A 23,060-nucleotide genomic window follows, 5' to 3' on the forward strand; every position below is an offset into this window, starting at 1 on the left:
GCCAGTTTACCAAACGAGAACAAGCCGTACATCCCTCTCGGAAAGCACGGCCGCCTTTCTTATGCAACGAAAACGGGTAAAGAATAATCAAATGGTGAGATTTTTTGCCCTTAAAAATCAATATAGACGAGTACGGCGCGTGGCCTCACGAGCAACTTGCTTCATTTTACGCTTTGTTGCAGAAGCTTTAGCTCGTTTCCTTTCGGTAGTGGGTTTTTCATAGAACTCACGACGACGAACCTCAGACAAAACCCCTGCTTTTTCGCAAGAACGCTTGAAACGGCGAAGAGCCACGTCGAAGGGCTCATTTTCACGTACTTTAATTACCGGCATGTACCGCGATCCTCAGTAAAATCGATTTGCGGCTGATCACAGAGACCAGCATCTTTCAAAAATAGTGCGCGATCTTACTGCATTGGAAGCGCTTTTGTAAAGCACCACCGTAGACGTCCGTACTAAAATGAAGACGACTATAGACAAATCAGCCTGTGATAAACTGCGGACAGGAGCATTGTGAGTATCCTGTTCTTGGAATGCAAGTGGGTTAGGCAATATACCCTTCGCCTTTCAAGTTACGGCGGTGTTGGCTGCTCGCACTCATCCCAGTCATGTACCACCTGGATTCGATTGATTGCCGCCTTGCCGTAACTCGAAATTCATTGGGTATAGACTTCTTGCAAAACTTCCTGTGTGCTGCAAGCGACGTACTGCAAATTCTGCGTTACCTGGTGCTCGTAATCCTCCTGTACTCGCATGTACACTGGGTTGTTGCGCGCCAGGTGCCTTGATTTCGCAGCACTTACTACGGTTTTGCAAGAAATTTAATAGAGTTAGGAATGATGGAAAAAATAAAGCGCGTTTTGGGTATAGAGACCTCCTGTGATGAAACAGGTATTGCCGTGTATGACGGTGAAAAAGGTCTGTTAGCTAATCAATTATATAGTCAAGTAAAATTACATGCTGATTACGGTGGCGTTGTTCCTGAATTGGCTTCCCGTGATCATGTACGAAAAACGGTGCCACTCATCCAGGCAGCGCTACAGGAGGCCAAGCTCAGTGGAAAAGATATTGATGCTGTTGCTTATACTGCGGGGCCTGGGCTGGTGGGCGCATTATTAGTGGGGGCGACCGTGGGTCGCGCGTTAGCTTTTGCCTGGCAAGTCCCCGCGGTGCCGGTGCATCATATGGAAGGTCATTTACTTTCTCCGATGCTGGAAAACCCCGCGCCATCTTTTCCTTTTATTGCGTTACTGGTTTCAGGGGGGCATACCCAACTTATCAGCGTAACGGCTATCGGTGAATATCAACTTTTGGGCGAATCTGTGGATGATGCTGCCGGAGAGGCTTTCGATAAAACCGCAAAATTATTAGATTTGGATTATCCCGGTGGTGCCATGCTATCGCGTCTCGCCGAGCAGGGAAACGCGAAACGTTTTATCTTTCCACGACCTATGACCGATCGTCCCGGTCTTGACTTCAGTTTTTCCGGTTTAAAAACATTTGCAGCTAATACTATTCACACTAATAATAACGACGATCAAACCCGTGCTGACATTGCGCGTGCATTTGAAGATGCGGTCATCGATACGCTAGCGATAAAATGCCAGCGGGCGCTCGATCAAAGCGGCTTGACTCGTTTGGTGATTGCCGGGGGGGTGAGCGCCAATCGAACACTTCGATTGAAGTTAGCTGAAATGATGCATCAACGCGGTGGCGAGGTATTTTACGCCAGGCCGGAGTTTTGTACGGATAATGGTGCGATGATTGCCTACGCGGGGTGGGTTCGGTTGAAAATGAATGCGGGTACAGAGAATGATCTTAGCATTGCTGTAAGACCGAGGTGGCCGTTGTCGGAATTATCTGTATTGTAATCAGAATCATGATGCTGTATGTAATTAAATGGTGTATTTTAGAGAGATTAAATCTTATGGAAGTATATTTAAGTAGCCGGTGGGGTGGCGAGAAAGTAATCTCAAGTGATGTAGTAGAGAAAATAAAAAATGACGAGTCTGTCACTATGGGTATATGGGAAAAAATAAAGGATTGGTTTTTTGATACTCACCGTGCAGATGCTTATAAGCATCTCCGAACCTTCTTGCATGCTACATCGACAACTGAAAAAATACATGCTTTTCTCAGTTTAAAAAGCCTAGCTCCAGAAGGGAGGCGAAGCTTTTTCAAGATAGAGATTTTCAAGATAGAGAAGAGTGCTGGATTAAATAGTTTTGACCTATCGATAGAAACAAAAGATAACGCAGATTCAGTTAAACAGACTATAAGCTTTTCAAATTACAGCGAATCTAGTTCATTCAATAAGTCAAAATTTAGAGAAAACCTTTTCAAGGAAGATTCCCCTGACTTATTAGGAGAATATATTACATGTATTTCAGTAGAAGAAAAAATAAAATTAGCTGAAGAATATATATTATACTCTTTAAAGAATGATGATCTTGTAAAAACTTGCCAAGTTATTAAATCTCTTCTCGGTAAAGAATGTAATATTGGGGTATGCAACGTACTTGTCTTAAAGAGTCTAGAATATGAAAAATATACGGTATTTTCTGAAACTATGAAACACCTTGTTGATCAAAAACAAGATACTCTATTTGAAAAAATCATGCTCGAAAACATTGAGCATAAGCACGGAAAAAATGATGAAGCAGTACGTTCGGCATTCAATTGGCTTATCGAAGGAAATAATACGTTTACAGACGGAGAAAAAATCAAAATAATATTTGACGTATTAGAAAAATGTACGCTAAAGGCTATCGAAAAAGGAAAATTAAGCTTATCCGGAGAATTCACGCAATTTTTCTTGAAAAACAAAAAATCTGGGGCATTCGAACGGATCATGGAATGTCTTATGCAAAAAGGTGTGTCATCATTCGTAGATGTTATATCCCGCTTGTTCAAAAAATGTGGCACCGAAACATTAGTAAAATGCCTGAGAGATTCTACCCGTACATGTTTTTTTAAGAATGATAGTTTTATTAATGGGCTAGGTGATAAGGTATTCGTCGACCATAGTAGTGAATGCGGTTATGTATTTGTAAAATTTTTTGAGGTTTTTGTAAAGCTTGTAAATAATGGAAAAGAAAATGGTAGAACTCCTGATGATTCTACTGTAAAAAAGATGAGAGAACATATAAAAAAGATATGTAGACTGAATAATTCTGTAACTACAACAGAACAAGATAACCTATTTAAGGAATTTTTAGAGAAGTTCTCCAAATATGAGCAAACTGCAGCGTTCAGTTGGGAGGACCAGTCCTAAGCGACTGGGTAAACAGAGAATACCCCAATGGATATCATATTTATTGAACAACTCTGTGTCATGACCACCATTGGTGTTTATGACTGAGAACAACGCATTCGCTAGAAATTAATTTTTGACATCGAAATGGGTTCGGATAACCGTAAAGCTGCCGCCAGTGATGATGTTAAAGATTGCTTGAATTACGCGGAGATCAGTGAGGCTGTTGTGCAATATGTAGAAAAGAACCGTTTTTTGGGCGAATCCGTGGATGGTGCTGCCAGAGGGGCTTTCGATAAAACCGCAAAATTATTAAATTTGGATTATCCCGGTGGTGCCATGCTATCGCGTCTCGCCGAGCGAGGAAACGCGAAACGTTTTATTTTTCCACGATCTATGACCGATCGTCCCGGTCTTGATTTCAGTTTTTCCGGTTTAAAAACATTTGCAGCTAATACTATTCACACTAATAATAACGACGATCAAACCCGTGCTGACATTGCGCGTGCATTCGAAGATGTGGTCATCGATACGCTAGCGATAAAATGCCAGCGGGCGCTCGATCAAAGCGGCTTAACTCGTCTGGTGATTGCCGGGGGGTGAGCGCCAATCGAACACTTCGATTGAAGTTAGCTGAAATGATGCATAAACGTGGTAGCGAGGTATTTTACGCCAGGCCGGAGTTTTGTACGGATAATGGTGCGATGATTGCCTCCGCGGGGTGGGTTCGGTTGAAAATGAATGTGGGTACAGAGAGTGATCTTAGCATTGCTGTAAGACCGAGGTGGCCGTTGTCGGAATTAGCTCATTAATTAAGGCATTACCGTTTAGTGAATGAATATCACATGTTTTTTTGAGGTTAAGTTTTATGGGTAATATACTAGTAAGACAAAGTGACATGCCGGTGCTTATAAAGGGGGTTGTTTATGACAAAACAGTTTATTTTGCAGAGTCTAAAGACTCAAATTGCCTTCGTCGTTTTTTGGAGGCCATTCTAGATTTTTTAAATTTCTCTAGCGCCCTAAATGATGCCAAACAGCAAGTCAAGATTTTGATGAACGAAACGGCAACAAACGAAGAGGTAATGTCTGCGTTTAACCGCTTGAAAGAATTAGTTCCAGATGGGTTTAAACAGAATTTCGTGACGTACAAGTATTGGAGTGGACGTGTGTTAACTATATATGCTCCAACATTTGAAGAATCTCAGAAAACAATTTTTAAGAGATGTCTAGCTCCTGAGGTAGTTGCAAGCACTGGAGAAGAACATAAACTAGAGGACACTCCGCCGCGGCAATTCCTACATTCAGGTGCAGGAACGAGCGGTACTCAAAAATTTGTTACCAATGAAAATGAGACGAAGCGGTATGTAATCAGGCCTCTCAAGAGTGTTACTGATACAAAAGCTTTGATTGAGGTTATGATATCCAGGAGCGAACGGGCCAGGTTTGCAGAAGAACTCAAGTGTGTTATGACGTATATTGCTGGGTTTGATCCCACTGATCTTCTGCGTGCTACGCTAGTATATAGTCTTCGTAATCTGCTTGATTCTGAGAAAAGGAAGCAAATTAGCGACTGCAATGTTAATACATTAAACGAATTTATAAAAAAGTGTGAGAAATCGGAAGGAACTTCTTACGAGGAGCCGGCAAGTCGTAGCTACTTCTCTAAGGATCTTTGGTAAACAGAGAATACCCCAATGGATATCGTATTTATTGAACAACTCTGTGTCATGACCACCATTGGTGTTTATGACTGGGAACAACGCATTCGCCAGAAATTAATTTTTGACATCGAAATAGGCTCGGATAACCGTAAAGCTGCCGCCAGTGATGATGTTAAAGATTGTTTGAATTACGCGGAGATCAGTGAGGCTGTTCTGCAACACGTAGAAAAAAATAGTTTTGCACTGGTAGAACGGGTCGCGGAGGAGGTTGCTGAGTTGTTATTAACGCGTTTTCCCTCATCTTGGGTACGGATAAAAGTTAGCAAATCAAACGCAGTGCCGCAGGCTAAGCATGTCGGGGTGATTATTGAACGCCGATCGTGCTCGAATATTGAGATGAATACATAAAAGACATCTTTTTTGAGCGTGAAGCGTTGTGTATGGTTACCAACGGGGTATGATTTAACGTCATACCCCGTGTTAGTTTTTGAATCATCCGACGAGGGTTGTATACCCTTCGCCTTTCAAGTTACGGCGGTGTTGGCTGCTCCCACTCATCCCAGTCATGTACTACCTGGATTCGATTGATTGCCGCCTTGCCGTAACTCGAAATTCATTGGGTATATACGACGGAGAGATCATTGCGGTTTTGCAAGAAATCTAATGAAAATACGTGCCTAAAGAAAGGAGAGTGCGTAAATGGCATTGGTAGCCTTTGATACACAAGAATTTGTAGAAACACTTGAAACGGCGGGTCTGTCTATAAAGCAGGCTCGAGCAATTTCCCTCGTTGTTCGTCAATCTCATGAAGCTGTAGATGTTGTGACCAAGCGTGATCTTGATGAAATAAGTAAGGACTTATCGGGTGAGATTGTTGAAGTTCGTAAAAATATAGTGGCACAGTCTGAAAAAATCGACGCCAAAATAGAGCTGGTTTATAAAGATTTATCTGCTGAGCTCGCGTCAGTTCGTAAAGACTTGTCTATTGAAATGGTGTTGGTTCGTAAAGATCTGTCTGCTGAGATAGTGGAAGTCCGTAAAGATCTGTCTGCTGAGATAGCGGAAGCCCGTAAAGATCTGTCTGCTGAGATAGCGGAAGCCCGTAAAGATCTTTCTGCTGAGATAGTGGAAGTCCGTAAAGATCTGTCTGCTGAGATAGTGGAAGTCCGTAAAGATCTGTCTGCTGAGATAACGGAAGTCCGTAAAGATATACAGACATTGTCCGAGAGGACTGATGCTCAGATAGAAAGTGTTCGTAAGGATATGGATGTACGCTTTGAACAGGTTGATAAACGTTTTGAGCAAATTGATAAACGCTTCGATCAAACGGATAAGCGTTTTGATAAGCTTGAATCTAAATTCGATCGTATGCAATGGTTTATTGTCGCTGCTGCACTTGGACTGATATTCAAAGAACATATTGTCCGCTTGTTTGGACTCTGATCTGCCTCTCTCTCAACAGTACCAAAATTATGCTAACTGATGTGAAAATGGTTTTTTGTCTTTTTTCCATTGGGCTAAGGCCAGTTGGCGGCGATGTTTCAGTTCATCCGCAATAGCGCTGCCTTGTAAACCACTGGCGATCACTGCTTGTACCGGTATTGCCTCGGCTATGCGAAAAGCGTTGCGCAAGTAGTCGCCCTGTGGGTAGAGGTTGTCTTCAAACCCAGTACGGCCGCGTGCGTCGGCTTCACTGATTAAAATCATTTGCTCCAAACGATGTGGTTTACGCCAGGCATCGATGGCATCGAACAATTTCAGTAAGGTTTCGGGTCGTAATTTATTGACTGTATGAATCAGATCATGATATTCCGCTGCTAACTTGGCTAGCTCACGTATTGAAGCAGGTACTTTTAAACGTTGGCATAATTGCTCGACCAACTTTACCCCTGCCGAACCATGACCGTGGTGACGAGGCCAAAGCTCTTTAGCCGTTAGCCCCTTACCAAGGTCGTGACAGAGTGCCGAGAAACGCACTTCTATTTGTGTGCTCAAGCAGGCGGCGATGGCCAGTGTCATCAGTGTATGGACGCCGGTATCAATTTCAGGGTGCCATTTGGCGGGGGCGGGTACGCCAAATAGTGCGTCGATTTCAGGAAACAACACGGCCAGCGCCCCGCAATCACGCAATACTTGAAAATACTTATGTGGGCTTTGGCTGAGCAATGCTTTTTCGGTTTCTTGCCAAACCCGCTCTGCGACCAGATCGGATAGCTCACCGTCGTTGACCATTTTTGTCATTAGCGTGAAGGTTTCTGAGGCAATGGTAAAACCCAAATGTGCAAAGCGCGCGGCGAAGCGCGCTATTCGCAGCACACGCAGCGGATCTTCAGTAAAAGCGTCAGAAACATGACGTAACACGCGGTTGGCGAGATCTTTTTCACCTTGATAGGGATCGATTAATTCGTTGTCCTCATCATTGCGTGCCATCGCGTTGATCGTGAGATCCCGTCGGCGTAAATCTTCTTCTAGTGTGACGTCCGGTGCCGCGTAACAGGTAAAACCCGTGTAGCCGTGACCGGACTTACGTTCCGTACGTGCTAAGGCGTATTCTTCTCGAGTAATGGGATGGAGAAAAACGGGGAAGTCTCTGCCTATTTGTTGATAGCCTAAAGAAAGTAATTTTTCGGGGGTTGCATTGACGACCACCCAATCTCGTTCACTGATTGGCAGGTTTAACAAACTGTCACGAACAGCACCACCGACCAGGTATATATTCATAATTATACTCCTTAGAAGCTATTCGAAATCTCTTGTGCTCGTTGAGACTTCGTCAAAAACACGCTCAACATGCTCATTTCTTTGTTGTATACAAAGAATAAACTGCGTTTTTTCGCCCATTTTTTCCTCTTCTGAGCACAGTGAAAAAGATTTGGAACAGGCTCTAACAGGAAATTTAATTCATCCAGCGATTCTTTTGTTTACGACTGGGGATGAGATGTGGCAGTAATAAACCTAACATTAAGCCGCTGCCGGCCACGCCACCGCCGTACATAAACCATTGCAAAATAACAGCTCGTTGTTTGTCATCTTGTTGTTGATTGACAGCATTCACTTTTTTTTGTGCCACCACGAGTTGATGTTGCAGGACTTCATTTTCATGTTTTAATTCATCGATGATATCGTCACTGGATGCCACTTTCTGTTGCATTTCTGCGGTACGTTGATTCCAGCTTTCATCGATATTATGTAGTTGCTCGGTTAGGCTGCTTACTTTTTGTTCCAGCTCAGGAAGTTTAACGCGTAAGCTAGGCAATGGGCTAAGTTGATCGAGAGGGAGCCAGACAATACGGCCTTTCGAGTCGCGAATTTGACCATAATTCTCATCGTGATTAACATCGAGTAGCGTGACTTCATCACCGGCATTCAGGGAGCCAATGATACGATATTGGCTACCAGGGCCGCTATGGACATAGGTAATGAGTGAATCGGAAATATAACGCTTTTCTTCCGCTGTTGCTCCCCAAGAAAGACCTAACATCAGCATAGCGAAACAAATCAGGGATAATTTCTGCATGGTATCATCATCTATTAGTGGATTTATAAAATAGACTTTTGCAAAACCTATTAGGTGGTGCGAATTCTGCGTTGGGCAGCGCTCGCAATCCTCATATACTGCGCGTACCACAGCGCTTGCCGCGTGCCAGGTGGCCTTTTGAATTAACGAACAACGATTTTGCAAGAAGTCTAATGTACAAAACGATAGTAGAGGCTTAAGTGTGTTGATGCAATGAATAAAGCAGCTCTATCATTAATCCGATTTAAGAATTTGTACTGCCTTTTTAGCTTTTACTCTAGCAATCGCCGCGGCAATCGTGGCTTGGCGTACATCTGCCTGTTCTGTGGTGTTTTCTGTCTTCGGTTCGACTGATGTTTGAGGTGTTGCGGCTGTACCGATGAGGAGGCTGTTAGCTACTAATGGTGGTGATTGTGTGGTAACAACCGTTGCTTTCGTTGCGGGTTGACGCTGTGCACGTGCTTGTTTCTCTCGATCCAGACGCGTCTTTTTCGCTTCAAACCGTGTTTTAGCGGCGGCTGCACGACTCATTTCCTGATCCAATGCCTGTATCTCTGCTTTTTCCTGTCGGTAATATTGCACTAATGGAATATGACTCGGGCAGACATAAGCACAGGCACCGCATTCGATGCAGTCAAACAAATTATGATCACGGGCTTTTTCGTGTTCTGCGCCGCGACTGAACCAATAAAGTTGCTGCGGTAGTAGTCCGGCTGGACAGGCATCGACACAAATCCCACAACGGATACAGGGTTGCTCTGGTTCGGAGAGTGCGATTTCGGTGGTGTCAGGTGCTAAAATGCAATTACTGATTTTAACAATCGGGACATCTTGGCTCGGCAGTGTAAACCCCATCAATGGCCCTCCCATAATCAGTATTGGCCTAGGCTGCGCTTGAAAGCCTGCTTGTGCCAGTAAGTGGCGTACCGGTGTACCGAGCCGCACCCAAAAATTCCCCGGGCTGGTTAAGGCATCACCGGTTAAAGTGACCACCCGTTCGATCAACGGTTCGCCATCAATAATGGCTCGTTTTATGGCAACCACAGTCGCGATATTTTGCATCAATACACCAATAGAAGACGAGTGTTTGCCACGAGGGATCTCCATCCCAGTGAGAATTTTGGTTAATTGTTTTGCTCCACCAGAAGGATATTTAGTGGGTATTACCCGCAGCTGTATATTTTGCGGTTGTGTCATAGGTGGTTGTGCCGTTTGTAGCTTCCCGGTCTGTAGCTGCATAGACTGTAACTGAGTTGCTTCTTCTTTGCTCAATGCCTGTTTGAGCGCCGCAATGGCGGCAACTTTATTATCTTCAATGCCAATCAGCACCTGCATCGGTTGCAATATGTGCAGCAGAATGCGAATGCCGACGACAATCTCATCAGCATGTTCCTGTATTAGGCGATCATCAGCAGTAATATAGGGTTCACATTCGGCTGCATTGATAATGAGAGTGTGGTTATTTTCTAGCGCACTGGTGAGTTTAGTGGCAGAAGGAAAACCGGCACCACCTAGCCCGGCAATGCCTGCGTGGTGAATACGTTCCAGTAATTGTTGAGCGCTGAGCTGTTGATAATCGATCTGCGGATAACGCTGATACCAGGTATCCTTGCCATCAGCAGTAATTTGTACACATTGCTCAGCTAAGCCAGAAGGATGGGCGATGATGTGTGCTCCGATGGTGCTGATGATACCCGATGTAGGCGAATGAACCGGCAAATTATCATCATGAATTGCTGTTAATGGTTGCCCTTTTAGTACTGATTGACCTACATTGACCCGGATCTCAGCTGGCGATCCTGCATGTTGTCGCAGGGGAACAATAAAGTGTTCCGGTAAGGAAGCGGTGCGTATCGGCACTGTACTCGATTGTAATTTCATATCAGGGAGAGGGATCCCTCCGGTGAAATTCCAGACTTTATCTTTATTATTGTGAGCCCCAAATAGCTTAAACATGTTGCTCCGTATCTATTATTTTTACTGCAATGGGATGAGATGGCTTGTTTTTTATTGGAGCCGTTTCTATAAGGCTGGTTTTTGTAGAGTGAGTTTCTATAGGGACTGTTTTTACCGGGATACGAGTCAGATCCCACTTCCAATTAGCGGTAGTGGTGATAACGGGCCTCATTTCAATACAATCGGTGGGGCAGGGGGCAACACAGAGATCACAACCGGTACAAAAATCGGTTAGTACGGTATGCATGGCGCGAGTGGCCCCAACGATAGCATCAACGGGGCAAGCTTGAATGCATTTTGTACAGCCGATGCAATTGCTTTCATCAATAAAAGCGACTTTACGTGGCGGATGAGTCACGCTTTCATCACCATCAAGCGGTTGTGGTTCTACACCTAGCAACGCTGCCAGTTTCAGCATCACCTGTTCGCCGCCGGGGGCGCATTTGTTAATTTTTTCACCGTTATTTGCTACCGCTTCAGCATAAGGACGACAACCCGGGTAGCTACATTGACCACACTGGCTTTGTGGCAGAAGTTTATCAACCTGCTCAATAATAGGATCTTGCTTTACTTGAAAGCGCCGCGCAGCGAATCCCAGAATGCCCCCACAGAGCAGCGCCAATACGCTTAAAGCGGCAATAGCAAGCCATAACGACGACATCAAAATTTCACCAAGCCCGTAAAGCCCACAAATGCCAACGACATCAATCCGGCGGTGATTAATGCGATGGGCGGGCCTCGAAAGGGCAACGGGACATCGGCGAGTGCCAGTCTTTCACGGATGGCCGCAAAGAGTACCATTACCAAAGAAAAGCCGACGGCAGCACTGAAACCGTAAACTGCAGACTGCAGGAAATTATGGGATTGATTGATATTCAGTAAAGCGACACCCAGTACAGCACAATTGGTGGTGATCAAGGGTAAAAATATCCCCAGTAGTCGATACAACACGGGGCTGGTTTTACGTACCATCAGCTCAGTGAATTGCACCACCACGGCAATAACCAGAATAAAAGTCAGTGTACGCAAATACACCAGACCCAAAGGCAACAGGATAAAGCTGTTTACCATCCAGGAACAAATCGACGCCAGTGTTAACACAAAAGTGGTAGCTAACCCCATACCAATGGCTGTCTCCAGTTTTTTGGAAACTCCCATGAATGGGCACAGGCCAAGGAACTTGACCAGTACGAAATTATTTACCAAAACGGTACCAATAAAAAGGAGTAAGTATTCTTTCATTCTCTGTCACGCCTGGAAAAAGTAGCGCCTAAAAAATTAGGCTATCTATTATCCAGGATCGCTGACTTGACGACAACAAATGAATTGATTGCCTTACCGCATGAGACCTCGTTAGAGGGATCTATTTTTTATTTTTCAGGACCATGGTTTTATTTCCTTTTGAGGATAGCGTTACTAATCAGCATGGCTATCGATGATAGCGTTTTGAGTCCCCCAGCTCCTATTGCTTTTAGTGTGTCGCTTGCCCAAGCGCTCGCCGCTTTTAGCTGTAGTTTATCTGCTATCCAAGAGACACCGATTACCAAAAATATTTTTGCCGGTTTTGCCAGAAAGAAACCAACTGCACAGGAAACGACAACCGCGCCTAAAATCGGGTTTATGGCAAAAGCCACAGGTATAGCGAGCGCGATAGTGATAGCCTTTTTCTTATTTTTACGTACCGCTTCAACCATGTTAATTAATGGTTTACTTACGAACTTCACAATTTCAGGTGCGACTGTGCCAACCTTGTCCTTGGATGTTTCTTGTGAGGCACTGGGGTGAGCTACCGTAAGTTCCACTGTACTGCCCTCACCGTATTTGTCCTTGTGCCACATAGCCTTGGATGTTTCTGGCAAGGTACTGGGGTGATCTAGTCTTACTGCTGTAACAGTAGGAAGATAATGTGTGTTGCTTGCTCCAGATGGACTGGAATCTGTATGCGGAGGAGGATTTTCAGGTAACGTGTTATTAGGATGCGGTATACTTTGTGCTTTTTCTACTAGCATAATTTATCCCTATTTTTAATTTTATTTTTTGTCATTATAAATAATAATGATAACGAGGATTTTATTCAATAATATTATTCAGTAGCTAATACTTATATATAACATTATTTATAGTAAGTGGTTAAAATCGAAAGCCCAAACCCGATCACATGGAAAGAGACGAAATGTTAAACATAGTTTCGCTTAGGTAACATGGATGGCAAGCCATATTATCGACAAATACCCTTTGTTATCTGTTCAACAGAAAATTAAATTAATTTTGAGATTAAATTTTCTTATCGGGGTTAAACATTTTTTTAATTCTGCTTTATAGTACAGAATAGAAGTGTATCCTAGGTATATATGGGATTTTCCCCAAGATCACTTCATCAATAATGACATTTTACCCGAAGAAAATGTCGGCAAACTTATTTAAAATAGACAACAGGTAGCATAGGATATGGACAATCATATTTTTTCCGCGCTGATCTGTGCTGCGAGGTTATTACGCCTCGCAGGATTACACCCGATTAGTACTGAAGAATTTAGCAGCAACAATAATATTGAAACGGATTCTGTTGCTTCACAAAAGCAATTGCAAAAGCATTTAAGTCAGTTCGCTGCTCCTTTATCCGCCCGCTTTCGGTTGCAAAAACTGCCATTAGAAAAATTAAGGCCGGAACATTTGCCAATGGCATTTCGCGATCGGGAAGGGAAATTTATATTGTTAGCACGAATAAATGAAGAGCAAGCATTATTACAATATTCAGATACCGATCAGCCACAAATAATAGATCGTGCTGAATTAGGCAATTTATGGGGTGGATTATGTGTGTTATGTAAACAATCACGCTTTGATATTCGTTGGTTTATTCCGGCTTTTCTTCGCCATCGCAATCAGTTAATTCAAGTATTATTGTTATCGTTGTTATTACAATTATTGGCGTTAATTGCGCCACTTTTTTTTCAGGTGGTGATGGATAAGGTATTGGTGCATAACGCCTTGGCGACGTTAGATGTGTTGGTGATTACGCTGGTGGTGGTCGGCATATTTGAAGTCGTACTCAAAAGTTTGCGTGAATATTTATTTGCCCATACTACCACTCGCGTTGATATTCAACTTGGCGGTAAATTATTCCATCATTTGGTCCGTTTACCTTTGAGTTATTTCAAACAGCGGCATGTTGGCAATATTGTGGCCCGGGTACGGGAATTAGATAGCATTCGTGAGTTTATTACCGGTTCGGCGTTGACATTATGTGTAGATGTGCTGTTCTCGGTGGTGCTTTTTGTCGTGATGTGGATGATTTCACCTTACCTGACTCTAGTGACCTTAGCTGCCATTCCCTTCTTTGTATTACTGGCGGCACTGACCACCAAACCATTGCAAAAGAGGGTGGAGGAACTCTGCGGTTTTGCTGCGCAAAATGGCTCCTTTCTAACGGAAACGGTTTCAGGGGTAGAAACCGTGAAAAGTCTGGCGTTAGAACCACGGATGCAGCACCGTTGGGAGCAACAGACCCGGGATTTTGCTCAATCAAACTTTCGAGTACAAAATTTACAAAATTTTAGTAGCCAAACAGCGCAATTATTACAAAAAACCACAGGCGCGCTGGTTATTGTCTTGGGTGCGTATCAGGTGATGGACATTCATCTCAGTATTGGACAGTTGATCGCTTTCAATATGCTGTTAGTGCAGGCGATGTTACCGATGACCAAACTGGTTGATCTGTGGCAGCAAAGTATTCGTGCTCAAGTAGGTTTATCACTGTTGGCAGACATGCTGACGTTACCTATTGAACAGGCCGTGGGCGATGTTCAGCCACTGGAACCGGTTAAGGGTGATATCAGGTTAGAAAATGTGCTTTTTCGCTATCGACCCGATCTCGATCTCGTGCTACGTCAATTTACCTTACATATCCGTGCGGGCGAACATATTGGGTTAGTGGGGCCTTCTGGATCGGGTAAAAGTACCGTTGCCCGTTTGTTACAACGGCTATATAGCGCTGAACAAGGGAGTATTACCCTCGATGGTTGCCCGATAAGTTCTTTTCCACCCAGTTTTTTACGGCGTCAAGTGGGGGTGGTGATGCAAGAAAGTTATCTGTTTAACCGTACGGTGAGGGAAAATATCGCTCATTCCTGTCCCACTGCGCCACTGGAAGATGTCGTTAAGGCGGCACGTTTGGCAGGTGCGGATGAATTCATTTTAGCGCTCCCTTTAGGTTATGACACGGTTTTATCGGAAGGGGGCGCTTCACTTTCGGGTGGACAACGCCAACGCATTGCTATTGCTCGTGCGTTGTTGGCTGATCCACGTATCCTGATATTTGATGAAGCGACCAGTGCATTGGATGATGAATCTCAAGAAAAAATACAGAAAAATATGGCGAAAATTGTCGCCAGCCGAACCGTGATCACCATCGCACATCGTTTATCTACTGTACGTCAATGTCATCGCATTGCGGTACTTGAACAGGGTGTGGTCACTGAACTGGCTCATCATGACGAATTACTCCGATTAAAAGGGAGTTACGCCCGTTTATGGCAACAACAGGTTAGTTTTAGCGCAGAGGAAGCCAAATGAAATTTATTTCCCAGTGGATAGCGAAATGGCGTGATAAGCAGCAGCAAGCCGCTCGCACTCGTGATGAATATGATTTTTTGCCTGCTTATTTGGACATCGTTGAACGTCCGGCAGCGCCTTGGGCACGTCGTACCGCTTGGGCTATCGCCTTATTTTTATTATTGGTCTTGTTCTGGTCAATAGTAGGTAAGTTGGATATTCATGCAACGGCGTTAGGTCGCGTCATTGTGGCTGATCATTCCAAAGTTGTTCAACCGTTAGAACAAGGTGTGGTGGTCGCCATTAATGTCCGCGACGGCGAGCGCGTGCATGAAGGGCAGGTATTGATTGAACTGAATCCGGTGGGGATTGATGCTGAAGTGCGTAATATAAAGCAACAACTTATGCATCGTAGGCTGGAGAGAGCCCGTTTAACTGCGTTGCTGACTGACGATCCTTTGGCTAATTTTACACCGCCGGCAGACAGTGAACCGCATTTAATCGAGACGCGGCTTGCTTTGCTAAGACGTGAACTGGATGAAATGAATGCCGAGTTAAAACGTCAAGATGTGGAATTGGCGGTAAATCAGGCTAATTATCAGGCGGTAGAGCAAAAGATCGGCAGTCAGCAAAGGCTATTAAAAAATATTGAAAGACGTTTACAAGCTCATCGTACACTGGCTAAAACACAGGCGATTGCTGAAGTAGAACTGCTGAAAGAAGAACGAGAGTATCTCAACGCCAAAGCCGAATTGAGTGCGCTTGACGGTCAGCAATCGATATTACTCTCGCAACAACAAAGTTATATACAGGGTAAACAACGTTTTCTGGCAGAAAAGAAACGTGATTACCGTGAGCGCTTAAATAAGGCGAGTGAGGTGATTAGTCAGCTGACTCAAGAGCAAATTAAAATTGTTGAACGGCAAAATTTGCAAACGTTAAAAGCACCGGTGGATGGTGTGGTACAGCAACTGGAAGTACATACCCTGGGTGGCGTGGTGACGCCGGCTCAACAACTGATGGTGGTGGTGCCGGAAAATAACGAGCTGGAGCTAGATGCCATGCTATTAAACAAGGATGTGGGTTTTGTTTTGCCTGGTCAGCCGGTTGAAGTCAAGGTAGACAGTTTTCCCTACACTCGTTACGGCACTCTGGCGGGGGAAGTGAAACACGTTTCCCGCGATGCGGTTGATGATCCTAAACAGGGATTGGTGTTTCCAGTTCGCGTCCGTTTACTCACTGACACCTTGGTAGTGGATGGAAAACCCGTACGGTTGTCAGCGGGAATGTCAGTCAGTGCGGAGATCAAAACGGGTAGGCGACGAGTGATTGATTACCTGCTAAGCCCGTTGCAACAATATCAGTCTGAAGCATTGAGGGAGCGTTAATATGGCGGAATATCAACAAAAAATCATTCAACCTCTGGAGGCTCTGGCGCGCGCGGCGGCGTGTTTTGATTTAGCCATTGAACCCTCTCAGTTACAACATCGATTGGGATTACCGATCGATGAAATCGATGATATCGCCATTTGTCGTTGTGCAGCCTGGATTGGGCTACGCGCTCGCAGGATCACACAAAAATTTGATCGACTCAGCACCTTGCCGCTACCTGTGATGTTTTCCCATCAAGCTGAGAGTACCATCCATGAACAATCTGATCAGCACGCTAACGATTCATTCGCACATTTACTCAGCCATAAAATCGGTGAGGTAGCCGCTCATATACCCGGCGATGAGCCTAATCGGCAGCTCGGTCATTTGCTTGCTGCACAAGCTGATCAAAAAAAGACTCATGCAGAAAAACAATGGTATTTGCTGTTAACACTCAATGATGAGCACGCCGTGGTCTATTTTCCTGCTAGTGGCGAACAGCGGCAAATAGCACGTGATGAATTGCACCAATTGTGGCAAGGCGAAGCGATATTATTGGCTCGAGCGGAAAAACAGGCCACCGCGCCTGCTTTTGGTTTTGGTTGGTTTATTCCGTTGATTGTTAAGCATGGTCGCCAGTTACGCAATATTGTTTTGATCTCGCTATTGTTGCAGGCGATACTTTTAGTCACACCCATGTTGTTTGAAACTGTGATTGATAAGGTATTGGTCAGTCGTGGTATCGATAGCTTGATAGTATTAGGGATAGCGATGGTGGCATTAGCGATCGCTGAGCCCTGTTATACCTTTTTACGTGGCTGGCTATTTTCGAATCTTTCTACCCGGGTAGGGGCAGAATTGAATACCAAGCTTTATCGGCATTTACTGAGTTTGCCACTGAATTATTTTACCAGTAGGCAGACAGGGCAGACTATTGCCAGAGTCAGTGAGATGGAGCAAATTCGCAGCTTTCTGACAGGTTCAGCATTGACCATGTTGTTAGATTTAGTCTTTGTCGGCACCTTTATCACGGTGATGTTTTACTACAGTGTGCCACTAACGGGGATCGTATTGATCTCGTTGGTGTGTTATCTCCTATTTTGGTTTTCAGTGGGGGGTATATTGCGTAAACGGGTTGAGCGTGAATACGAAGCCAGCGCGAGTGCCACCTCTTTTCTTACTGAAGCGGTCAGCGGCCTGGAAACCATTAAAACCACCGCCACTGAAGGTCAATTTAACCGCCAGTGGCGACAATGCTTAGCGAATTTTGTGCGTTCAGCGTTCAGTACTTCACAAGCGGGTAACTTGGCGGGGCAAGGGATTTCTTTAATCCACAAGATCACGTCAGCCATGTTATTGTGGTTTGGTGTGCAGTTAACGTTAGAAGGCAAACTTTCACCGGGTGAATTAGTCGCCTTCAATATGTTCGCGGGTTATGTGACTCAGCCGATATTGCGATTGGCTCAGGTTTGGCAAGATTTTCAGCATACGCAAATTGCGCTCAAACGTATCGGTAGCATTCTTGATAGCCCGAGTGAACCGGGCAGTGCGGGGTTGGTTTCGGGTTGTGAAAGCGCGGGCAGTATTTGCTTTAAACAAGTGCGTTTTCGCTATCGCCCCGATATCCCTGAAGTGTTGCAAAATCTTAATCTAGACGTTAAAAGTGGAGAATTCATCGGCATTACGGGTCCTTCTGGCTGTGGTAAATCAACCTTGACCAAATTATTGCAACGGCTGTATACGCCCCAGCATGGGCAAATTTTGGTCGATGGCCAGGATCTGGCGATCACGGATCCGACATCACTACGACGCAAAATGAGTGTTGTCCTGCAGGAAAGTGTGTTGTTTTCTGGCACGGTGCAAGAAAACATCTGTCAGTGTCGCCCTTATATCTGATGCGGAATTAGAACTGGTTGAAGAGATGGCACGTCAGGCAGGTGCACATGATTTTATTAGCGCGTTACCGCAAGGATACCAAACACAAGTCGGTGAGAAAGGTGGAATGCTTTCCGGTGGTCAGCGCCAGCGTATTGCCTTGGCACGTGCTTTAATGGCTAATCCACAAATTTTAATTTTGGATGAAGCCACCAGTGCCCTGGATTATGAATCAGAGGCGGCGATTATGCGCCAATTACCCGTGATCACCCGTAATCGAACGGTGATTTGTATTGCGCATCGTTTAAATACTTTACAGGGTTGTGATCGCATTTTGTTGTTACGTGACGGTGTTGTGCAAGAACAGGGAACACATGATGAGCTCGTTACCCGAAAGGGGCATTATGCCCGTTTATGGCATCTGCAAACCGGCTAAGGGATATACAAACACGCCATTATAATTTTAATCTTGCTGCCATGAAGCCCTCAAAGATAACTTCTTAGACTTCTTGTAAAACCTACTGCGTGGCGCGAATTTTGCGTTACGTGGTGCTCGCAATCCTCATATTGCATGTACGCGGTCGCGGTGCTTCAGGTGTCTTGACTTCGCGGCCTTCGCTATGGTTTTGCAAGAAGTCTAATAGTGTTAAGAACCTGTTCGAAATCTGTTGTGCTCGCCACATTTTGGTCAAGTAATTCGTCAAAAACGCGCTCAACATGCTCATTTACTCCCTTTCGTTATATACAAAGGGTCACTGCGCTTTTGCGCCCATTTTTTCCTCTTCTGAGCACAGCGAAAAAGATTTGGAATAGGCTATAATAAGTTAAATTAAATAGCATAATAATTAAAACACCTTGAATAAATGAAGATAATTAATAATTGACATAGTTATTTATCTTCATTAAGGATAACTCATAGGAAAATTTAAATAATGATAATGTTATCGATAGTAAAAAAATAATATTTAAAGTAATATATTTCACGTTAATAACGCAAAGAAGGATATATCATATGATGACTAATTTTCCTGATGCCGTACAACAATTATTTCGTCGCCTTTCACTTGAGGAGCCAAAGGATAATTCTGGTCTTGTCAGCCTGAAAGTGGGTGAGCAGGGGATCCATATTACAGAGTATCCAAAGAATAAGATCTTGATGTTTTGCCATATTGATCAGGCAAAAATTGATGGTATACCTGTATTATTCCAGCAAAATATGTTCAGCGAAATTTCATTAAAACCGATCCTGGCACAGGAAGATGTTAACCATGACTGGGTGTTGTGGAATCGGCAAGATCTTAATAAAAGTAGCGTGGAAAGTTTATATCAACAGCTTGAATTATTAAGTTATTCTAGCGACCAGATTTTATCTGGTGATGTGACAGCAGGAAAAAAAATACCATCACAAGGTATGACAATGAGTACCAGACATTGGTACCAAAGTTAGAAGTAAATAGCCGGAAATTTTATCATTACTAATAAAGTTTTATTTTATATAATTTGAATATTTTATTTAATATTAACCATACATTAGGGGATAAGAAATATGAGTATAGCAGCCGTAGCAATGTCAACTTTAGTCAAACCTATCGAAAATTCTGTGATAAGTACTTCTGCACAGATCGGTGGGAAAACCGTTACCAATTTAGTAAATGATGGTAAGGGATGGGATATGCTAAAAAATGTTGCGGAGAAGGCTGGAAAAAATATTCTAGAAAAGGCCGTTGGTTCTCTAGAGAAGGCCGCCGTAAAGGTACTTGATTATCTTGAGAAGAAATTCATGAGCTGGATTTCTAGTTGGGGCACACCCGCGAGTTAATATATTTACTGTAAAAAATCTGAATGTAAAATAACGAATAATTTTTTGTCACATTCAGGAAAAAATCAGTAAAATGCAATAACATACGAGATGAGCGTGTCTGACATAGCACGCTCATTTTTTACTTTCTGTGCTCAGTTAATTGATAACAAATCAATCGTAGTCTTGTGACTGTGATATGCGTTGGCGCTCTTCTTCTTCAGCAATGACTGCTTTAATTTCTGCCATCAAAGCACCCACGTCAGCAGTTTTAGTGTCTTCTACAAAACAACCGGTTAATTGAGTCTCAGGATGTAATTTTCCATCCTGGTATAACGCCCACATTTCTTTGGCGTCTTTACGAGCGAGCAACTCTGGAGCAAAGTGACCATAAAAAAGGGTTAAATTATTGACATCTCTTTCTAGCATGGATTTTGCGTGGTTATTGGCTGCGGCATTGACGACCTGAGGTAAATCGATAATAACTGGACCGTTACTGTCGATTAGTATATTAAATTCAGAAAGATCACCATGAACTAACCCGCAGCACAACATGCGTACTACCGATTGGATAATAACGCCATAGTCGGCAGTGGCTTGTTCGGTGGTCAGGAAAACATCGCTTAAGCGTGGTGCTGCCAGGCCCGCTTCATCGGTAATCAGTTCCATCAGTAAAACACCATCAATACAGCCATAAGGTTGGGGGACTCGAACACCGGCGCTAGCGAGCAGGTAGAGCGCATCGACTTCGGCTGTTTGCCAGGTTTCTTCTTGTTGTTTTCGACCAAATTTAGATCCTTTAGCCATCGCTCGTGCGCTACGGCTATTACGCACTTTGCGCCCCTCTTTATATTGTACGGCTTGTTTGAAGCTGCGGTCTTCTGCCTCTTTGTAGACTTTTGCGCAACGGATCTCAGAACCACAGCGGACGACATAGACGTCGGCCTCTTTGCCGCTTTTTAATCGGCGGATGACTTCATCAACCAAGCCATCGTCAACCAGAGGTTGGATTCGTTTTGGAATTTTCATGGCGCCTTTGTACCTTAATTTAAGCCTGGGATGGAATGGTTTTGGTTGAATTTTTCCTAAGTTTACCATCCTCAATGTATTCTGAAGGGTATTTTAGTGTGAAAAATAAGGATCGACATCAATAATTAGTAATGCCGACGAATTATAAATCTAAATGATTATAGATGTCATTTCTTTACATCAGATTGATAGATAAGGAGAGAAAGGAGAGATGAGCCAATTTACTTGGATTATATTAGTGGTAAAGAAGTCCATTCATGCTTGCTTTCAGGGATTTTATTGCAAGGTGGTGATTTGTGATAGTGACTATCATAAAAAAGATAACGTTACTATTGGAATTTGTGCCATTACTGATATTCTTCGTGATGGATAGTAGCAAAGAGTTATTTCCTAAAAGTTAGTCTCGCTTAGAACCTGTTCCCAATCTTTTTCGCTGTGTTCAGACGAGGAAAAAATGGGCGAAAGAGCGCAGTTTACATAAAGTAAATGAGCATTTTGAGCTCGTTTTTGACGAATTACTTGACAAAAACACGGCGAGCACAAGAGATTTCGAACAGGTTCTAAGGCTAGGTTGCCACTTTGGAGATTTATTGATCGCGGTGTGAGGGTACAATGGAACAGCAATTACAGGATTTAACACTAAAACGTGGATTAAAAAATCGGCATATTCAACTTATTGCTTTGGGTGGTGCCATTGGTACGGGGCTATTTCTTGGTATCGCACAAACGATCAAGATGGCTGGTCCGTCAGTACTTTTGGGGTATGCGATCGGGGGTCTTATCGCTTTTTTGATTATGCGTCAATTAGGTGAAATGGTTGTCGAAGAACCAGTATCAGGATCATTTAGCCATTTTGCCTATAAATATTGGGGTAATTTTGCTGGTTTTTTATCTGGCTGGAATTATTGGGCGATGTTTATTTTGGTCGGCATGGCTGAGCTAACTGCGGTGGGTATTTATATCCAGTATTGGTGGCCTGAAATACCGACTTGGGTTTCTGCCGCCGCTTTTTTTGTACTGATTAATCTAATTAATTTGATTAATGTGCGCCTGTATGGTGAAACTGAATTTTGGTTCGCGATGATTAAGGTTATGGCGATCATTGGTATGATTTTTTTTGGTGGCTACCTATTAATCTTTGGTTACGGTGGACCTACTGCGTCGATCACTAACCTATGGGATCAGGGCGGGTTTCTGCCACATGGTGTCAGTGGATTAGTGATGGCGATGGCGATTATCATGTTTTCTTTTGGTGGTCTGGAGATGGTGGGGATGACTGCTGCAGAAGCAGAGAACCCACGCAGTAGTATTCCTAAAGCCGTCAATCAGGTAGTTTATCGTATTCTTATCTTTTATATTGGTTCGCTGACGGTACTGTTATCGCTTTATCCTTGGACTAAAGTGATTGAAGGAGGTAGTCCTTTTGTGATGATTTTTCACGAACTGGATAGTTTCTGGGTGGCGACGATCCTGAATGTGGTGGTATTGACTGCGGCGTTATCGGTATATAACAGCGGGGTTTACTGTAATAGTCGAATGCTGTTTAGTCTTGCTGCGAGAGGGAATGCTCCGAAAGTGCTAGCAAGGGTGAACAAACATGGGGTTCCGGTTTTATCTGTGTTGTTTTCAGCGTTGGCAACGTCTGTCGGCGTCTTGATTAATTATCTGATCCCAGGTAAGGCATTTGAGTTACTTATGGCGTTGGTGGTATCGACGCTGGTGATTAACTGGCTGATGATTTGCTTGGCACACCTGAAATTCCGTAAGGCAAAAATACGCGAGGGTGTCGAGCCTGGTTTTAAAGCAATTTGTTATCCTTATGGTAATTATATTTGCCTCGTTTTTCTTGCGTTGATTTTAGTGATCATGTATTTGACCGAAGGTATTCGTATTTCAGTGCTGCTGATACCTTTATGGGTGGGGGCATTGTGGTGTGGTTTCCTGCTGACAGGATGTAAGGATAAAAATAGGTTTACGACAATTAAGGATCCTGATGGGGTTTAATTAAACAAGGTCACTTGTTAACCGTAGAGTGGGTTCTCTA

General features: G+C 43.7%; 18 protein-coding genes and 4 pseudogenes. 14 read left to right on the forward strand and 8 right to left on the reverse strand.

The window, feature by feature from the left end:
• Positions 1 to 117 precede the first annotated feature (117 nt).
• A complete protein-coding gene (rpsU, locus tag CCS41_RS07415) occupies positions 118 to 333 on the reverse strand; it encodes a 30S ribosomal protein S21 (protein WP_072549580.1) in 216 nt (71 codons plus the stop codon).
• A gap of 506 nt (positions 334 to 839) precedes the next feature.
• Between rpsU and tsaD the strand changes: the two genes are divergently transcribed.
• From tsaD to CCS41_RS15650, 7 genes and pseudogenes are all read left to right on the forward strand, one after another.
• Positions 840 to 1,871, forward strand: coding sequence for a tRNA (adenosine(37)-N6)-threonylcarbamoyltransferase complex transferase subunit TsaD (gene tsaD / locus CCS41_RS07420; protein WP_240313901.1), 1,032 nt, complete (start codon positions 840 to 842; stop codon positions 1,869 to 1,871).
• 8 nt (positions 1,872 to 1,879) lie between these two features.
• A complete protein-coding gene (locus CCS41_RS07425) occupies positions 1,880 to 3,274 on the forward strand; it encodes a hypothetical protein (protein WP_072549578.1) in 1,395 nt (464 codons plus the stop codon).
• Between the two features lie 27 nt (positions 3,275 to 3,301).
• Positions 3,302 to 3,508, forward strand: a pseudogene (locus CCS41_RS16610) (FolB domain-containing protein); the annotation flags it as partial.
• Between the two features lie 12 nt (positions 3,509 to 3,520).
• Positions 3,521 to 4,065, forward strand: a pseudogene (locus tag CCS41_RS15645) (tRNA (adenosine(37)-N6)-threonylcarbamoyltransferase complex transferase subunit TsaD).
• Positions 4,066 to 4,121: 56 nt separating this feature from the next.
• Entirely contained in the window at positions 4,122 to 4,934 is an 813-nt protein-coding gene (locus CCS41_RS07440) for a hypothetical protein (RefSeq protein WP_072549577.1), read from the forward strand.
• Positions 4,935 to 4,949: 15 nt separating this feature from the next.
• Positions 4,950 to 5,324 carry a bifunctional dihydroneopterin aldolase/7,8-dihydroneopterin epimerase gene (folB, locus tag CCS41_RS07445; RefSeq protein ID WP_072549576.1) on the forward strand — a complete coding sequence of 125 codons (375 nt, stop codon included), beginning with the start codon at positions 4,950 to 4,952 and terminating at the stop codon, positions 5,322 to 5,324.
• A gap of 291 nt (positions 5,325 to 5,615) precedes the next feature.
• Positions 5,616 to 6,359, forward strand: coding sequence for a hypothetical protein (locus CCS41_RS15650; RefSeq protein WP_072549575.1), 744 nt, complete (start codon positions 5,616 to 5,618; stop codon positions 6,357 to 6,359).
• Between the two features lie 27 nt (positions 6,360 to 6,386).
• On the opposite strand, the gene CCS41_RS07460 is transcribed toward CCS41_RS15650, so the two are convergent.
• The 6 genes from CCS41_RS07460 to CCS41_RS07485 all read right to left on the reverse strand — a co-directional run bounded on the left by CCS41_RS07460 (position 6,387) and on the right by CCS41_RS07485 (position 12,398).
• A complete protein-coding gene (locus CCS41_RS07460; protein WP_072549574.1) occupies positions 6,387 to 7,637 on the reverse strand; it encodes a multifunctional CCA addition/repair protein in 1,251 nt (416 codons plus the stop codon).
• A gap of 175 nt (positions 7,638 to 7,812) precedes the next feature.
• Complete coding sequence (locus CCS41_RS07465) at positions 7,813 to 8,433, reverse strand: TIGR04211 family SH3 domain-containing protein (protein ID WP_072549573.1); 621 nt, start codon at positions 8,431 to 8,433, stop codon at positions 7,813 to 7,815.
• A 234-nt stretch (positions 8,434 to 8,667) separates the two neighbouring features.
• Complete coding sequence (rsxC, locus tag CCS41_RS07470; protein WP_072549572.1) at positions 8,668 to 10,389, reverse strand: electron transport complex subunit RsxC; 1,722 nt, start codon at positions 10,387 to 10,389, stop codon at positions 8,668 to 8,670.
• Positions 10,382 to 11,050 carry an electron transport complex subunit RsxB gene (gene rsxB / locus CCS41_RS07475; RefSeq protein ID WP_072549571.1) on the reverse strand — a complete coding sequence of 223 codons (669 nt, stop codon included), beginning with the start codon at positions 11,048 to 11,050 and terminating at the stop codon, positions 10,382 to 10,384. Before rsxB ends, rsxC begins: the two co-directional genes overlap by 8 nt.
• Positions 11,050 to 11,631: an electron transport complex subunit RsxA gene (gene rsxA / locus CCS41_RS07480; RefSeq protein WP_072549570.1), complete on the reverse strand. Its 582-nt coding sequence runs from the start codon at positions 11,629 to 11,631 to the stop codon at positions 11,050 to 11,052. The genes rsxB and rsxA overlap by 1 nt, the downstream gene beginning before the upstream one ends.
• A gap of 149 nt (positions 11,632 to 11,780) precedes the next feature.
• Positions 11,781 to 12,398 (reverse strand): hypothetical protein, encoded by a 618-nt coding sequence (locus tag CCS41_RS07485; protein WP_072549569.1) that lies wholly within the window; start codon positions 12,396 to 12,398, stop codon positions 11,781 to 11,783.
• 439 nt (positions 12,399 to 12,837) lie between these two features.
• Between CCS41_RS07485 and CCS41_RS07490 the strand changes: the two genes are divergently transcribed.
• The 6 genes and pseudogenes from CCS41_RS07490 (at position 12,838) to CCS41_RS07515 (ending at position 20,008) form a co-directional block, all read left to right on the forward strand.
• Positions 12,838 to 14,964, forward strand: coding sequence for a peptidase domain-containing ABC transporter (locus tag CCS41_RS07490; RefSeq protein WP_072549568.1), 2,127 nt, complete (start codon positions 12,838 to 12,840; stop codon positions 14,962 to 14,964).
• Positions 14,961 to 16,331 carry an HlyD family type I secretion periplasmic adaptor subunit gene (locus tag CCS41_RS07495; protein ID WP_072549567.1) on the forward strand — a complete coding sequence of 457 codons (1,371 nt, stop codon included), beginning with the start codon at positions 14,961 to 14,963 and terminating at the stop codon, positions 16,329 to 16,331. Before CCS41_RS07490 ends, CCS41_RS07495 begins: the two co-directional genes overlap by 4 nt.
• 1 nt (position 16,332) lies before the next feature.
• A pseudogene (locus CCS41_RS17395) lies at positions 16,333 to 16,576 on the forward strand (cysteine peptidase family C39 domain-containing protein); the annotation flags it as partial.
• A 170-nt stretch (positions 16,577 to 16,746) separates the two neighbouring features.
• A pseudogene (locus CCS41_RS07505) lies at positions 16,747 to 18,625 on the forward strand (type I secretion system permease/ATPase); the annotation flags it as partial.
• 576 nt (positions 18,626 to 19,201) lie between these two features.
• Positions 19,202 to 19,636, forward strand: coding sequence for a CesT family type III secretion system chaperone (locus CCS41_RS07510; protein ID WP_072549566.1), 435 nt, complete (start codon positions 19,202 to 19,204; stop codon positions 19,634 to 19,636).
• A gap of 99 nt (positions 19,637 to 19,735) precedes the next feature.
• Complete coding sequence (locus tag CCS41_RS07515; protein ID WP_072549565.1) at positions 19,736 to 20,008, forward strand: hypothetical protein; 273 nt, start codon at positions 19,736 to 19,738, stop codon at positions 20,006 to 20,008.
• A gap of 153 nt (positions 20,009 to 20,161) precedes the next feature.
• On the opposite strand, the gene CCS41_RS07520 is transcribed toward CCS41_RS07515, so the two are convergent.
• On the reverse strand, positions 20,162 to 21,016 hold the full coding sequence (locus CCS41_RS07520; RefSeq protein ID WP_072549564.1) for a PA4780 family RIO1-like protein kinase: 855 nt from the start codon (positions 21,014 to 21,016) through the stop codon (positions 20,162 to 20,164).
• A gap of 612 nt (positions 21,017 to 21,628) precedes the next feature.
• On the opposite strand from CCS41_RS07520, the gene CCS41_RS07525 reads away from it, so the two are divergent.
• Positions 21,629 to 23,020, forward strand: coding sequence for an amino acid permease (locus CCS41_RS07525; RefSeq protein WP_072549563.1), 1,392 nt, complete (start codon positions 21,629 to 21,631; stop codon positions 23,018 to 23,020).
• Positions 23,021 to 23,060 lie beyond the last annotated feature (40 nt).

It is taken from the genome of Candidatus Fukatsuia symbiotica (assembly GCF_003122425.1).
In the GTDB taxonomy this organism is placed as follows: Bacteria; Pseudomonadota; Gammaproteobacteria; order Enterobacterales; family Enterobacteriaceae; genus Fukatsuia; species Fukatsuia symbiotica.

Coding starts and splice junctions, on each gene's coding strand:
- CCS41_RS07440 (WP_072549577.1), top strand. CDS start 4,122: ATGGGTAATATACTAGTAAGACAAAGTGACATGCCGGTGCTTATAAAG.
- CCS41_RS07520 (WP_072549564.1), bottom strand. CDS start 21,016: ATGAAAATTCCAAAACGAATCCAACCTCTGGTTGACGATGGCTTGGTT.
- CCS41_RS07490 (WP_072549568.1), top strand. CDS start 12,838: ATGGACAATCATATTTTTTCCGCGCTGATCTGTGCTGCGAGGTTATTA.
- CCS41_RS15650 (WP_072549575.1), top strand. CDS start 5,616: ATGGCATTGGTAGCCTTTGATACACAAGAATTTGTAGAAACACTTGAA.
- CCS41_RS07425 (WP_072549578.1), top strand. CDS start 1,880: ATGATGCTGTATGTAATTAAATGGTGTATTTTAGAGAGATTAAATCTT.
- CCS41_RS07525 (WP_072549563.1), top strand. CDS start 21,629: ATGGAACAGCAATTACAGGATTTAACACTAAAACGTGGATTAAAAAAT.
- tsaD (WP_240313901.1), top strand. CDS start 840: ATGGAAAAAATAAAGCGCGTTTTGGGTATAGAGACCTCCTGTGATGAA.
- CCS41_RS07485 (WP_072549569.1), bottom strand. CDS start 12,398: ATGCTAGTAGAAAAAGCACAAAGTATACCGCATCCTAATAACACGTTA.
- rsxC (WP_072549572.1), bottom strand. CDS start 10,389: ATGTTTAAGCTATTTGGGGCTCACAATAATAAAGATAAAGTCTGGAAT.
- rsxA (WP_072549570.1), bottom strand. CDS start 11,631: ATGAAAGAATACTTACTCCTTTTTATTGGTACCGTTTTGGTAAATAAT.
- CCS41_RS07465 (WP_072549573.1), bottom strand. CDS start 8,433: ATGCAGAAATTATCCCTGATTTGTTTCGCTATGCTGATGTTAGGTCTT.
- rpsU (WP_072549580.1), bottom strand. CDS start 333: ATGCCGGTAATTAAAGTACGTGAAAATGAGCCCTTCGACGTGGCTCTT.
- CCS41_RS07460 (WP_072549574.1), bottom strand. CDS start 7,637: ATGAATATATACCTGGTCGGTGGTGCTGTTCGTGACAGTTTGTTAAAC.
- CCS41_RS07510 (WP_072549566.1), top strand. CDS start 19,202: ATGATGACTAATTTTCCTGATGCCGTACAACAATTATTTCGTCGCCTT.
- folB (WP_072549576.1), top strand. CDS start 4,950: ATGGATATCGTATTTATTGAACAACTCTGTGTCATGACCACCATTGGT.
- rsxB (WP_072549571.1), bottom strand. CDS start 11,050: ATGTCGTCGTTATGGCTTGCTATTGCCGCTTTAAGCGTATTGGCGCTG.
- CCS41_RS07495 (WP_072549567.1), top strand. CDS start 14,961: ATGAAATTTATTTCCCAGTGGATAGCGAAATGGCGTGATAAGCAGCAG.
- CCS41_RS07515 (WP_072549565.1), top strand. CDS start 19,736: ATGAGTATAGCAGCCGTAGCAATGTCAACTTTAGTCAAACCTATCGAA.